Source organism: Pseudosporangium ferrugineum (assembly GCF_003002065.1).
GTDB classification, from domain to species: Bacteria; Actinomycetota; Actinomycetes; order Mycobacteriales; family Micromonosporaceae; genus Actinoplanes; species Actinoplanes ferrugineus_A.
The window spans coordinates 926,175-938,944 of sequence record NZ_PVZG01000001.1; the positions used below are offsets into that span (position 1 = coordinate 926,175).

Here is a 12,770-nt window from a genome sequence, read left to right on the forward strand (position 1 = left end):
GCCGGGACCGCGCCGCCCGGGACCATGGCGGTCCCGGCCGGCGGCGGCATCAGCTGGAGGCGCCCGAGGTGAGGCGCCGGCCGACCGCCGCGATGAGGCGGTCGAGCTCCGAGCCGAACGGGTTGTCGTGCACCAGGTACGTCCACGTCGCGCTGGGGCGGACCAGCTCGGCGTTCTCCGGCTGCCACCCGTCGGTGAAGTCGGTCTCCTCGAACGTCTCGATGGTGCGCCGCTCGATCTCGGTGAAGACCTTCTGGAAGGCCGGGACCGCCGCGCGGTGGAACTCGTCGAGCGGGTCGAGCTTGCCCAGGGCCCGCAGGTGCACGCCCTCGCGCACCTCGGAGAGCTCGGCCAGGTGCTCGGCCCACAGCCGGTCGAGGTGGTAGAGCGCGATCGAGCGGGCCGCGTCCGACAGCACGTCCTCGTCGATCTCCTTCGCCTTCTCCGGCGTCTTCTCCAGCAGCATGATCGCGGCGACCTCGCTGGTCAGCAGGCGCTCGCGGCGCTCCGCCAGGGCCAGCCGCTGCTGCTCGATCACGACGCTGTAGCGCCAGGTGTTGCGGTGGATCTCGTGGTTGACGCCCTCCGCGACGCGCTGGGCGTGCTCGACCGCGTACTCGACCTGGTCGTCGTGGACGACGCCGTCCATGTCCATCCGCGGCGACGACGGCAGGATGTCGCCGGCGTGCCGGGTGATCAGATCGTCCTCGAGGCTGACGAAGAAGACCGAACCGCCCGGGTCGCCCTGGCGGCCGGCGCGGCCGCGGAGCTGGTCGTCGACGCGGCGGCTGTCGTGCCGGCCGCTGCCGATGACGTAGAGGCCGCCGAGCTCGACGACCTTGTCGCGGTCCTTCTCGTCGCTGCCGCCGAGGCGGATGTCGACGCCGCGGCCGGCCATCTGGGTGGAGACGGTGACCGCGCCGAGCGCGCCCGCCTCCGCGATGATCGCCGCTTCCTCGTCGTCGTTCTTCGCGTTCAGCACCACCGACGGCACGCCGGCCGCGGCCAGCTGCTTGGCGAGCAGCTCGGACGCCTTCACGTCGAGGGTGCCGATGAGCACCGGCCGGCCCTTGTCGTGGGCGATCTTGATCTCCTCGACCAGCGCCTCGTCGCGCATGTCGTGCGCCGAGTAGATGCGGTCCGGCTCGTCCTCGCGGATGTTCGGGGTGTTCGACGGGATGACCGCGACCTCGAGCTTGAAGTACTCCCGCAGCTGCTCGCCGACGTGCACGGCGGTGGCCGTCATGCCGCACACCGTCTTGTAGAGCGCGATGTACGCCTGCACGGTGATCGTGTCGAGCACCTCGCCCTCGGCGGTGGCGTGCAGCCCCTCCTTCGCCTCCACGGCCGCCTGGAGGCCGTCGGGCCAGCGGCGGCGCTGGGCGACCCGGCCGCGCATCTCGTCGATCAGCTCGACCGTGCCGTCGCGCACGATGTAGTCCACGTCGCGGCGCAGCAGGGCGCGGGCGTGCAGCGCCACGTTGACCGCCGAGAGCTGGGCGACGTGCTCGTCCGCGTACAGGTCGATGCCCATCTTCTCCTCGAGGGCCTTGAGACCCGCGTCGGTGAAGGCGACGCTGCGGCCGTCCTCGGCGACCTCGAAGTGCTTGCCCGCGCGCAGGTCCCGGACCAGCTCGGCGGCCTCGTGCACCGGGTCGCTCTCGCCGAGGGTGCTGCCGGCCAGCACCATCGGCACGCGGGCCTCGTCGATGAGGATCGAGTCGGCCTCGTCGACGATCGCGGTGGCCGGCGCGCGCTGCACCCGGTCGTCGACCGACGTGACGAGCTGGTCGCGCAGGTAGTCGAAGCCGCCCTCGCTGACCGAGACGTACGTGACGTCCGCCGCGTACGCCGCCCGGCGCTCCTGAGGCGTGGACGCCTCGGTGACCCAGCCGACGGTCAGGCCGAGGAGCTTGTAGACCGGCTCCATCCAGGTGGCGTCGCGGCGGGCGAGATAGTCGTTGACGGTCAGCACGTGCACCGGGCCGTTGCCGAGGCGGACGTGGCCGTACGCGGCGATCGTCGCGGTGAGCGTCTTGCCCTCACCGGTGGCCATCTCGGCGACCTTGCCGGACAGCAGCGCCATCGCGCCGACCAGCTGGACGTCGTAGGGCCGCTGCTCGATCGCGCGCCAGGCGGCCTCGCGGCCGATGGCACACAGCTCCTCGTAACTGGTCGCCTCGCCGGCCGCGGCGGTCAGCGCCTCGTCGTCGAGCTCCTTCAGCGCGTCCTCACGGGCCTCGATGGCCGGCAACCGCTTCTCCAACGGCCCCAGATCGACAGTGGTGCCCGGACGCTGCAGGAACTTGCGGAACCGGCTCTTCAGCCGCTGAGACACACCCATGGCGCGTTACGGTACTTCACTTTCCTGCGAGCGGGGTGCCGACTCCCGCGCCCGTCACGGAACCAGCAGTTGGTGCGCGGCCAGCTCCCGGTAGAGCGGGCTGAGGTCGAGCAGCTCACGGTGGGTGCCCTGGGCGACGACCCGGCCGCCCTCGAGCACGATGATGCGGTCGCTGTCGATCACGGTGGAGAGCCGGTGGGCCACGACGACGAGCGTACGGCGGACCGACGCGGTCGCGATGGCCTCGCGCAGCGCGGCCTCGTTGCGGGCGTCGAGGTTGCTGGTCGGCTCGTCCAGCAGCAGGATCGGCGAGCCGGCGAGCAGCGCCCGCGCGATGGCCAGCCGCTGCCGCTCCCCGCCGGACAGCAGCACCCCGCCCTCGCCCACCTGCACGTCCAGGCCCTCCGGGGCCCGGGCGACGAGCCCGCCGAGATTCACCTCGCCGAGCGCCGCCAGCAGCCGGGCGTCGTCCGCGCCGGGGGCGGTGAGCAGAAGGTTGTCGCGCAGGGTGCCGGCCAGGACGGGCGCCTCCTGCTCGACGTAGCCGAGCTTCGCGCGCAGGCCGGCCCGCGGCACCTGCCGGATGTCGGTGCCGTCCACCCGGATCGTGCCGTCGCTCACCTCGTAGAAGCGCTCGATCAGGGCGAGGGTGGTGGACTTGCCGGCGCCGGAGGGGCCGACCAGCGCCACCCGGGAGCCGCGCGGGACGGTGAAGCTGACGTCGTGCAGCACCTCGCCGCCGCCCGGGTAGGCGAACGACACGTGCTCGAAGGCGACCGCGTCGGCCGCGCCGGCGGCGTCCGGAACCGCCGCCACGTCACCCGCCGACTCCGCCGGCAGGTCCAGGATCTCCTCGATGCGCTGCAGCGCGCCCAGGCCGGTCTGCAGCCGGGTGTACGCGCTCAGCGCCTGCCCCAGCGGCAGCACCAGGAAGAACAGGAACATGATGAACGCGACCAGCTCGCCGACCGTGATCGCGCCGGACGCCGCCCGGGCCCCGCCGACGCCCAGCACCAGCAGGAACGCTCCCTGCGTGGCCGCCGTCGCCGCCGGCCCGATCAGCACCTCGAGCCGGGCCACGCGCATGCCGGCGTCGTACGCCTCCGCCGCGCTGCGCCCCACCGTCCGCGCCTCACGCTCCTCGGCGCCCGCCGCCCGGATGGTGCGGACGGCGGAGATCGACCGCTCCACCGCCGAGGTCATCTCGCCGAGCCGCTCCTGCGCCCGCTGGGACAGGGCCCGCACCCGCCGGGACGCGGTGATCGCCACGCTCATCCCGACCGCCAGGCCGGCCGCGGCCACGCCGAGCAGCAGCGGGTCGAGCACGGCCATCGCAATCGTCGCGCCGGTCACCATCACGACGCCGGTGACGATCTCGAGGAGCCCGGACGTGACGACCGCGCGCAGCAGGGTGGTGTCCGCGCCGACCCGGGAGAGCAGGTCGCCGGTGCGCCGGGCGTCGTACTCGGCGATGGGCAGCCGCAGCAGGTGGCCGGCGAGCCTTCGGCGGGTGGTCAGGACCACGCCCTCGGCGGTGCGCTGGAGCAGGAAGTCGCGGATGCCGCCGATCGCGGCGCCGGTGATCAGCAGGGCGACGAGCAGTGCGACCCCGGCGGCGGCCGGGTGGCCGGCCGAGATGTCGTCGAGCACCGTGCGCACCAGGACCGGCTGGGCCAGCGCGGCGGCGGCGCCCACCAGCGACAGGGCGGCGACGGCGGCCAGGGTGCGGGCATGCTCACGCAGGTACGGCAGGAGCGCCGGCAGTCCCACCCTCCTGGCGTCCATGCCGGAGAGCGTATCCGCCCCGCGCGCCCGGCCACGGGTGTCGCCGGACACCCCGGGCCGTTTGCGTTTGCCCCGGGTTCCCGGCGGGCACATGGTCCGGACGACGCGACGGACACGACGCGACGGCTGACGAAGGGTACGTATGTCGAGCCAGCTGGTCTGCCGCCCGGAGCAGGACCTCCCGGTCGCTGTGCTGCGGGTCAGCGGGGTGCTGGACACGGTCACCGGCGACGCCCTGGACCGGGCCGTCACGCGCAGCCTCGCCACCCAGCCGGAGTCCCTGCTCGTCGACGTCAGCGAGCTCGAGGTCGCCGATCCGGTCGCCCTCGACGTGCTCAGCTCGATCGTCTGCCGTACGGCCGAGTGGCCCGCCGTGCCGCTGGTGCTCTGCGGCGCGGAGCCGGCGACCGCGCGCACCCTGCGGGACCGGCTCGGCTGCGACGGGGTGACCACCGAGGACAGCTGCGCGAAGGCGCTTGCCGCGCACGGATGGGAGGAGCCGGAGCCGCACCGCATCCGGTTACGCCTGCGTCCCGTGCCCGACGCCTGCCGCCAGGTCCGGCACGTGGTGACGCAGGCGTGCACCGCGTGGCAGGTCAGGGACCTCGCCGCCACCGTGGGGCTGGTCGCCACCGAACTCGTGGCCAACGTCGTGCGGCACGCGCACACCACCATGGAGTTCACCCTGGGGCTGCGCGACGGGCTGCTGTGCCTGACCGTACGCGACGGCAGCCGCAAGCTTCCCCGGCCCAGGGACCCGGGCGTCTCCGAGGCGGGCGGTCGCGGGCTGCACCTCGTACGGGAACTCACCGACGCCTGGGGTGTGCTGCCCGTGCCCGGCGGTAAGGTGGTCTGGACGAAACTGACGACGGGAGCGGCGTGACGGCCGAGCACCGCGACGTGGTTGCCGTCGGCGCGTCCGCCGGGGGTGTGGAGGCGTTGCGCGCCCTGGTCGCCGGCCTGCCGGACGGTTACCCCGGCGCCGTCCTCGTGGTGCTGCACGTGCCCCGGGATTCCCCCAGCGCGCTGCCCGCCATCCTGACCCGCAGCGGCCCGCTGCCGGCCGCCACCGCCGTCGACGGCGAGGAGCTGCGGCACGGCCGCATCTACGTCGCCCCCAACGACCACCACCTGCTGGCCTTGGAGGGCCGGATCCGGCTGACCCGGGGCCCGGCCGAGAACGGCCACCGCCCCGCCGTGGATCCGCTGTTCCGCTCGGTCGCCCGCAGCTACGCGGAGCGCGCCGTCGGCGTCGTGCTCTCCGGCTCACGCGACGACGGCGCCGCCGGCCTGACGAGCATCGCGGCCCGCGGCGGCACCACCGTGGTGCAGGACCCGGCCGACGCGCTCTATCCCTGGATGCCCCGCGCGGCCATCGCCCACGTGACACGGACCACGTCCTGCCCGCCGCCAAGCTCGGCGGCCTGATCGCCGGGATCACCGCCATGGATCTCCCCGAGCGCCGCCCCGCTCACGACGACAAACTTCTGGATGCCGAGGTCGCCATCTCCGAACTGGGCCCCCTCACCACCGACGAGCTCGACACCCCGCCCGCCGGCTTCGGCTGCCCGAGCTGCGGCGGGAGCCTGTTCCAGGTCGGCGGCGGCCCGGTGCCGCGCTATCGCTGCCGGGTGGGACACGCCTGGTCCCCGGAGAGCCTTCTCGACGAGCAGGCGGTCGCCCTCGAAGGGGCGCTCTGGATGGCCCTGCGCGCGCTGGAGGAGAAGTCGGCGCTGAGCCGCCGGATGGCCACCGCGGGTGCGCACCGGCAGTCCGCGTCCGCCGACCGCTTCAACGACATGGCCCGCGACGCCGAGGTGGCGGGAGCCACCCTGCGGCGGCTGATCGCCCGGCTCGGCTCCGCGCCGCACGCGGACGACACGACACCGTCGTCCTGACCTCGCCACCCGCCTGCGATACGGTTCCGGCGTGAACGCGATCGACCCCGACTTCGAGGCCCTGCTCGTCTACCTCAAGGAGTCGCGCGGGTTCGACTTCACCGGCTACAAGCGGTCGAGCCTGATGCGCCGGGTCAACCGCCGCATGTCCCAGGTCGAGGCGGCGGACTACCCGGAGTACCTCGACTTCCTCCAGGTTCACCCGGACGAGTTCACGGCCCTGTTCAACACCATCCTGATCAACGTCACGGGCTTCTTCCGCGACGCCGACGCCTGGGACTACCTGCGCGCCGACGTGCTGGGGGCGCTGGTGTCCGCCAAGTCCTCCGACGCGCCGATCCGCGTCTGGTCCGCGGGGTGCGCCTCGGGCGAGGAGGCGTACACGCTGGCGATGGTGCTCGCCGAGACGCTCGGCCTGGAGGCGTTCCGGGAACGGGTCAAGATCTACGCGACCGACGTGGACGAGGAGCAGCTGGCCGAGGCCCGGCAGGCGAGCTACGGCGAGCGCGAGATGCAGGCGGTGCCGCCCGAGCTGGCGGCCAAGTACTTCGAGCCTGTCGGCAACCGGTTCGTCTTCCGCAAGGACCTGCGCCGCTCGGTGATCTTCGGCCGCAATGACCTGGTGCAGGACGCGCCGATCTCCCGGATAGACCTGCTGACCTGCCGCAACGCCCTGATGTACTTCAACGCCGAGACCCAGGCGAAGATCCTGTCCCGGTTCCACTTCGCGCTGTCCGACGGCGGGGTGCTCTTCCTCGGCAAGGCCGAGATGCTGCTGAGCCACGGCAACCTCTTCACCCCCATCGACCTCAAGCGGCGGGTGTTCCGGCGCGTGCCGCGGGTGATGCCGATCGCCGGCGCCGTCTTCGCCGAGCCGATCCCGGCCGGCACCGGCGGGGTCGTGGGCCTCGACGAGCTGCGCAACGAGGCGTTCGCCGCCAGCTCCCTCGCCCAGCTCGGTCTCACCTCCGACGGGCTGGTCGCCCTCACCAACCGGCGCCTGGAGAAGCTGTTCGGGGTGTCGTCGCGGGACATCGGGCGGCCGTTCCGCGACCTCGACCTGTCGTACAGGCCGGTCGAGCTGCGCCGCTACATCGAGCAGGCCCAGCTGGAGCGGCGCACCCTGCGCGTCGCGGACGTGGAATACGGCCGCAACGGCGACGTCACCCACCTCGAGGTCCAGGTCAGCCCGCTCACCGGCAAAGACGGCAGCCTGCTGGGCGTCAACCTGATCTTCCACGACGTCACCGCCGCCCGGCGGCTGCAGGACGATCTGGAGCACGCCAACCAGCAGCTCGAGGCCGCGTACGAGGAACTCCAGTCCACCAACGAGGAGCTCGAGACCACCAACGAGGAGCTCGAGACCACCAACGAGGAACTCCAGTCGACGGTCGAGGAGCTCGAGACCACCAACGAGGAACTCCAGTCCACCAACGAGGAACTGGAGACGATGAACGAGGAGCTCCAGTCCACCAACGACGAGCTCCAGAGCATCAACGACCAGCTCCGGGTCAGCACCGCCCAGCTCGACGAGGCCAACTCCTTCCTGGAGACGGTGCTGACCAGCCTGCGGGCGGGCGTCGCGGTCGTCGACCGGGACCTGCGGATCCGGATGTGGAACCGCCGGGCGGAGGACCTGTGGGGCGTACGGTCGGGCGAGGTGGTCGGCCAGCACTTCCTCAACCTGGACATCGGGCTGCCGTTCGAGCAGCTCCGGCCGATGCTGCGCGGGTCGCTGGGCGAGGACGGCAGCTCCGGTGAGGTGTCGGTGGACGCCGTCAACCGGCGCGGCCGCGCCGTCGTGGTCCGGGTGGCGTGCGCCCCGCTCCGGGGTCAGGAGGCCTCCCGCGGGACGGAGGGTGCCATCATCGTGATGGAGGCGGACGACGTCTGACGTTTCGGCCGCCCCACTGCGGGTATCCCGCTTTCTCACCAGCCAGGGAGGACGAGCAGTGGGCGTCGATGCGCTGGTGCGGGAGGTCACGGGGGGACGGCTGTCCGTCGCCCTCTGCGGCGACCTCGGCCTCCCCGAGGTGGCGTCGCTGCGGGCCCGGCTGCTGAAGAGCCTGGCCGAGCAGCCCGACGCGTTGCTGATCGACCTCTCGAACCTGACTGTCCGCGAGCCGCTGGCCCTCGCGGTGTTCTCCACGCTGTCCCGGCAGGCGGCACGGTGGCCCGGCATCCCGGTGCTGATGTGCGCGCCACGGCCCGACGCCCGGCGGACGCTGACGCTCGCGGCGTACAAGCGGCTGCCGGTCTTCCCGTCGGTGGACGCCGCCCTCGCCGCGCTCGACGACGACCGGCAGGTGCAGCCCGACCTCAGCGACGAGTTGCTGCCCCTGCGGGGCGCGGCCCGGCAGGCACGCAACGTCGCCACCGACGCCTGCCTGCGCTGGGGGCTCGACCGGCTGGTGGCGCCGGCCAGCCTGATCGCCAGCGAGCTCGTCAGCAACGTGGTGGACCACGCGAGCACGATGATGACCCTGCGGCTCACGCTGCGCCGCCACTACCTGCACATCTCCGTCCGCGACGGATCGTCCGCGGAGCCCGCGCTGCGCTCCGGCGCCTCGCCCGACGCGTCCAGCGGGCGAGGGCTCATGCTGGTCGACGCGTCCGCGCACGCCTGGGGCTGGCTGCCGTGTGAGGGCGGCAAGGTCGTCTGGGCGTCGCTGTCGACGCGGTGACGACCGCCCGCTACCCGCCCATCAGGTTCTGCAGGCCCGAGACGGCCAGGATCCGCGCGACGTAGGGCTGGGCGCCGGTCAGGGACAGGCCGGTCCCCGCGACCGCGGCGGCGGACGCCGCGTCCAGCAGCACGGCCACCCCGGCGGCGTCGACCAGCGGCACCCCGGCCAGGTCGATCACCAGCCGGTCGGCGTCCGCGGTCGAGACGGCGTGGCGCAGCGCCGTGCGCAGCCGCTCGGCGGTGTCGCGGTCGACCTCGCCCCGCACCCGTACGGTGAGATCGCCTCCGGACCGGTGCACCGAGATCTGCATGCCGTGGACGTCGGACGGCCCGTTCGCACCCTCCCAGCGCGGCAGGGAGTCGCTGAGCATCGCCTCCCTGAGCCAGGCCAGGGACCGGCTGAGCAGCCGCGACACGTGCATCTGCGAGATGCCCAGCTCGGCGGCGATCTCCGCCTGGGTGCGGTTGCCGTAGAACCGCAGGGCCAGCATCTGCCGCTCCCGCGCGGGCAGGCGCAGCAGCAGCCCCGCGACGGTCAGCCGGTCGTCGATCATCTCCAGGTCGGCGTCCGGATCGCCGAGCAGGTCCCCGAACTCCGCCGCGCCGTCCCCGCCGGCCGGCGCGTTCAACGACGACGGTGAGTAACCGGCCGCGGACTCCAGCGCCTCCCGCACGGCCGCCTCGGTCACCCGCAGCCGGGCGGCCAGCTCGGCGGCCGTGGGCGTGCGGGACAGCTCGGTGGTCAGCACCATCGACGCGTGCCCGACCTCGAGGCTCAGGTCCTGGATGCGGCGGGGGACGTGCACACCCCAGGTCCGGTCGCGGAAGTGCCGCTTGATCTCACCGGAGATCGTGATGACCGCGTACGCCGTGAAGGAACCGCGCTCGGGGTCGTACCGGTCGATGGCCTTCACCAGCCCGAGGCGCGCGACCTGCTCGAGGTCCTCCAGCGTCTCGCCACGGCCCCGGTAACGGCGCGCCATGCGACCCGCGAAGGGCAGGCACGTACGGGTCAGCTCGTCCCGGAGCACGGCACGCTCCGGGGCCGAGGCCTCCGCCATCCTGGTCGCGTACTCGACGGCGGCGGTGTCGAGGTCCTCCAGTACACGCGTGTGCGTGTCGTCCTGAGCGGGCATACCGCTCCCCCCTCGACCGGTCCGGATCGGCCATCCCCGCACCGGAACCCCATCTGGTCCGGACGGGTGGCCCTGCCCGCCGGAATACTCGTCGCCGACGCTACTGCCCCGTGCGGATACGGCTGAAACGCACCGATCGGAACAATGACTCCCGATGCTCTACTGCGGAGGCCGCCGAGGAAGCCCGCTCGGCGCCTCACCGTCGTCCTCCGGCGCGTCCCACGACTGGGCCGGCCGGGGCGGCTGCGCGGCGGGCGACGGGCGCTGCGGCAGACCGGACGGCGCTCCGGCGTCACCCGGCGCGGGCTCCAGCGGCCGGTTGAGCTGGCCCATCTGCGGCGGCTCGAGCGGCGGGCGGTTCGGCCGGGGCGCCGGCGGCTGCTGCCGGGCCTCCGGGACGGCGGACTGCGCGAACGCCGAGGGCTGCTGCCGGGCCTCCGGGGCGGCGGGCTGCGCGAACGCCGAGGGCTGCTGCCGGGCCTCCGGGGTCGCGGGCTGCGCAAACGCCGAGGGCTGCTGCCGGGCCTCCGGGGCGGCGGGCTGCGCGAACGCCGAGGGTGCCGGGTAGGCGGACGGCTCGCCCGGGGCCGGCTGGGCGCCGGGGGCCTGCGGCTGCGGCTCCTGCTGCGGACGGGCGAACGGGCTTTCCGCTGCGGGCCCGAAGGGTGCGTCCGCGGGCGGCTGGGGACGCGCGAACGGGGAGTCCGCGCCCGGCTGGTTCAGGCCCGGCTGGCTCAGGCCCGGCTGGCTCAGGCCGGGCAGGGTGGGGCCGGCGGGCTGGGCGATGGCCTGCGGTGCGTCCTGGAGGGCGGACGGGTTGCCGCCGCCGGGCTGCGGGTTCAGCTGGCCCATCCGCGGCGGTTCCAGCGGCGGCCGGGTCATCCGCGACGCTGGGTCGACCGGGCGGAACGCGCTGTCGGCGCTCGCCGGGCCGGCCGGGGCCTGCGGCGCGGCGCCCGACGCCGGAGTCTGCCCGGGCGGGGTGAGTGCCGGGGCCTGCGGTGCGGCGCCGGGCGCCGGAGGCTGCGCGGGCGGGGTGAGTGCCGGGGCCTGCGGCGTGGCGGCCGGGGAGGCGCCCTGCGGCGGCGGGGTCGGGGCCGGTGGTTGCGGGGGCGTGAGGCCGGACGGCGTGGCGGGTGCCGGCGGTGCGGTCAGGCCCGAGGGTGGCTGCACGGCGGTGGCCGGCGGGTGTGTGCCGTTCGGGGACGCGGGGCCCGGCTTGGCGGCCCGGTCGGCGAAGGCGGATTGCAGGGTGTCGCCGAGCGGCGCGGCCGGAGCGCCGGGCTCGGGCGTGGGCTCGGCCGCGGGCGGTTCGGGCGTCCGGGGCGGGGCGTCCAGGCTCATCGGCTCGAACGGGGTGACGGGCGGCGCCTCGCCCGGGTGGTAGGGCGAGACGAGCGGCTCCGACGGGCGGGCCGACGGGGTGAAGCGTGGCGCGTCCAGGGGGCGGTTCTGCTGGGTGAACACCGGCGGGCCGAGCAGCAGCGGGTCGACGTCCGGCATCTCGCGGGCGGGCGGCGGCGCAGGCGAGGCAGGCGAGGTAGGCGAGGCAGGCGGGGCAGGCGGGGCCTGGGGTTCCGGCGCGGCCTGCGCTTCTGCGGGTGGGTGTTCCGCCGGCGAGGTTCCGAATCCGGCGAAGGCGGGCGGCGCGTCCGGGGCAGGCGGGCCACCCGCGGAAGGTGAGACCTGGGACGGCAGGGCCCGGGACGGAAACTCCGGGGCAGGAAACGCCGGGGAGGCGCCGGCCGGGGACGGGGGGCCGTCCGGTAAGGAGGCGGGCTCCGGGCGGTCGCGGGACTCCTGGAACGTGGGCGGGGCGATCGGTTCGCGCGGGATGTCGAAGGACGGCGGGGCCACCGGGACCGGGTCGATCGTGGATGCCGGCTCCGGCCGCGGCTCCGCGGCGGGCGAGGCCGGACCCGGCATCGGCGCGGTGGGACCGGACATCGGCGAGGCCGGGCCGGACATCGGCGGCCAGGACGTCGGCGCCGCCGGAGGGGCCACGGAGAAGGAAGGCGTCGGAGCGGCCGGCCCGGAGGCGGGCGGAGCGGATTCCCACGCGGCGGATTCCGGCGGGGCGGATTCGAACGGGGCGGAGAAGGTCAGCGGCGACGCCGGCGGGGAGACGGGTGCGGAGGCCGGCGCCGGCAGCGGGACGGTCGCCTGCTGGGTGGCCGTGGTGGGCAGGCCGAGCGGCGAGGCCCCGAGACCTCCGCGGGCCGCCTCGATCAGGCCGGACGACTCCGCCAGGCCCGCCGCCTGGACGACCTCCGCAGCGGCGCGGCCGACCGGGCACGGCAGGGGTTCACCGCAGGCCGGGCAGGTCGTCATGCCCTCGTGCGGGCCGACACCGCCCGCGTGGGACCGGACCATCTCCCAGGCCGTACGCGCCAGAATGCTGTCCGGGTTGACGTAGTTCGTCCCGCTCGCCATGTGTTCTACCCCCGTAGCTCGCCCGTGACAGGCGTTCACGGTCAAGTTCACCGTGAACGGCGCAGCTCCGGGCCGCTTTCGCACAATCGGTAGACGGACGGGTCCGCGCGGGTTTCCCCGGGGTGGACCGCGGGCATCGCTGCGGCATGAGCGGTCAGGCGGACGAGCAGGGCGCGGTCGTGGTCCCGTACGAGGACGGGCCGCTGCTGCTGCGCGGCCGGTTCACCCTGCGCACCCCGGACGGCGAGATCATCGAGCCGGGGCGGGGCACGGTCGCGCTCTGCCGGTGCGGGAAATCGGCGATCAAACCCTTCTGCGACGGTACGCACAAGGCCATCGGCTTCCGCGCCGGCACCGGCCGCGACACCCCGGCACCCCGCGAGATCACGGCAACCCGCGAGACCACGGCACCCCGAGAGACCACGGCATCCGGCGACAGTGCGGCACCCCGCGACAGCGGCAGCGGACCCACGCCCGGCTGAGCGGAC

The 12,770-nt window shown here is 74.3% G+C and carries 10 protein-coding genes; 6 read left to right on the plus strand and 4 right to left on the minus strand.

The window, feature by feature from the left end; genetic code table 11:
- Positions 1 to 49 precede the first annotated feature (49 nt).
- Both secA2 and CLV70_RS04050 read right to left on the minus strand, forming a co-directional pair.
- Positions 50 to 2,344 (minus strand): accessory Sec system translocase SecA2, encoded by a 2,295-nt coding sequence (gene secA2 / locus CLV70_RS04045; RefSeq protein ID WP_106124913.1) that lies wholly within the window; start codon positions 2,342 to 2,344, stop codon positions 50 to 52.
- A 54-nt stretch (positions 2,345 to 2,398) separates the two neighbouring features.
- Positions 2,399 to 4,129 carry an ABC transporter ATP-binding protein gene (locus CLV70_RS04050; protein ID WP_106124914.1) on the minus strand — a complete coding sequence of 577 codons (1,731 nt, stop codon included), beginning with the start codon at positions 4,127 to 4,129 and terminating at the stop codon, positions 2,399 to 2,401.
- Positions 4,130 to 4,271: 142 nt separating this feature from the next.
- On the opposite strand from CLV70_RS04050, the gene CLV70_RS04055 reads away from it, so the two are divergent.
- Genes CLV70_RS04055 through CLV70_RS04070 form a run of 5 tightly spaced genes read left to right on the plus strand, consistent with a single transcriptional unit; the run spans position 4,272 to position 8,711 of the window.
- The gene (locus CLV70_RS04055) at positions 4,272 to 5,012 is read left to right on the plus strand and encodes an ATP-binding protein (protein WP_106124915.1); all 741 of its coding nucleotides are present in this window, start codon (positions 4,272 to 4,274) and stop codon (positions 5,010 to 5,012) included.
- Positions 5,009 to 5,557, plus strand: coding sequence for a chemotaxis protein CheB (locus CLV70_RS40755; RefSeq protein WP_245907997.1), 549 nt, complete (start codon positions 5,009 to 5,011; stop codon positions 5,555 to 5,557). Before CLV70_RS04055 ends, CLV70_RS40755 begins: the two co-directional genes overlap by 4 nt.
- 17 nt (positions 5,558 to 5,574) lie before the next feature.
- On the plus strand, positions 5,575 to 6,027 hold the full coding sequence (locus tag CLV70_RS40760; RefSeq protein ID WP_245907998.1) for a hypothetical protein: 453 nt from the start codon (positions 5,575 to 5,577) through the stop codon (positions 6,025 to 6,027).
- A 31-nt stretch (positions 6,028 to 6,058) separates the two neighbouring features.
- Positions 6,059 to 7,921: a CheR family methyltransferase gene (locus CLV70_RS04065; RefSeq protein ID WP_106124916.1), complete on the plus strand. Its 1,863-nt coding sequence runs from the start codon at positions 6,059 to 6,061 to the stop codon at positions 7,919 to 7,921.
- Positions 7,922 to 7,979: 58 nt separating this feature from the next.
- Complete coding sequence (locus CLV70_RS04070) at positions 7,980 to 8,711, plus strand: ATP-binding protein (RefSeq protein WP_106124917.1); 732 nt, start codon at positions 7,980 to 7,982, stop codon at positions 8,709 to 8,711.
- A gap of 10 nt (positions 8,712 to 8,721) precedes the next feature.
- On the opposite strand, the gene CLV70_RS04075 is transcribed toward CLV70_RS04070, so the two are convergent.
- Both CLV70_RS04075 and CLV70_RS41655 read right to left on the minus strand, forming a co-directional pair.
- Positions 8,722 to 9,849, minus strand: coding sequence for a SigB/SigF/SigG family RNA polymerase sigma factor (locus tag CLV70_RS04075; protein WP_106124918.1), 1,128 nt, complete (start codon positions 9,847 to 9,849; stop codon positions 8,722 to 8,724).
- A gap of 159 nt (positions 9,850 to 10,008) precedes the next feature.
- Positions 10,009 to 12,282, minus strand: coding sequence for a hypothetical protein (locus tag CLV70_RS41655; RefSeq protein WP_158277697.1), 2,274 nt, complete (start codon positions 12,280 to 12,282; stop codon positions 10,009 to 10,011).
- 146 nt (positions 12,283 to 12,428) lie between these two features.
- Between CLV70_RS41655 and CLV70_RS04090 the strand changes: the two genes are divergently transcribed.
- Positions 12,429 to 12,764: a CDGSH iron-sulfur domain-containing protein gene (locus CLV70_RS04090; RefSeq protein WP_106124921.1), complete on the plus strand. Its 336-nt coding sequence runs from the start codon at positions 12,429 to 12,431 to the stop codon at positions 12,762 to 12,764.
- Positions 12,765 to 12,770: the final 6 nt, after the last annotated feature.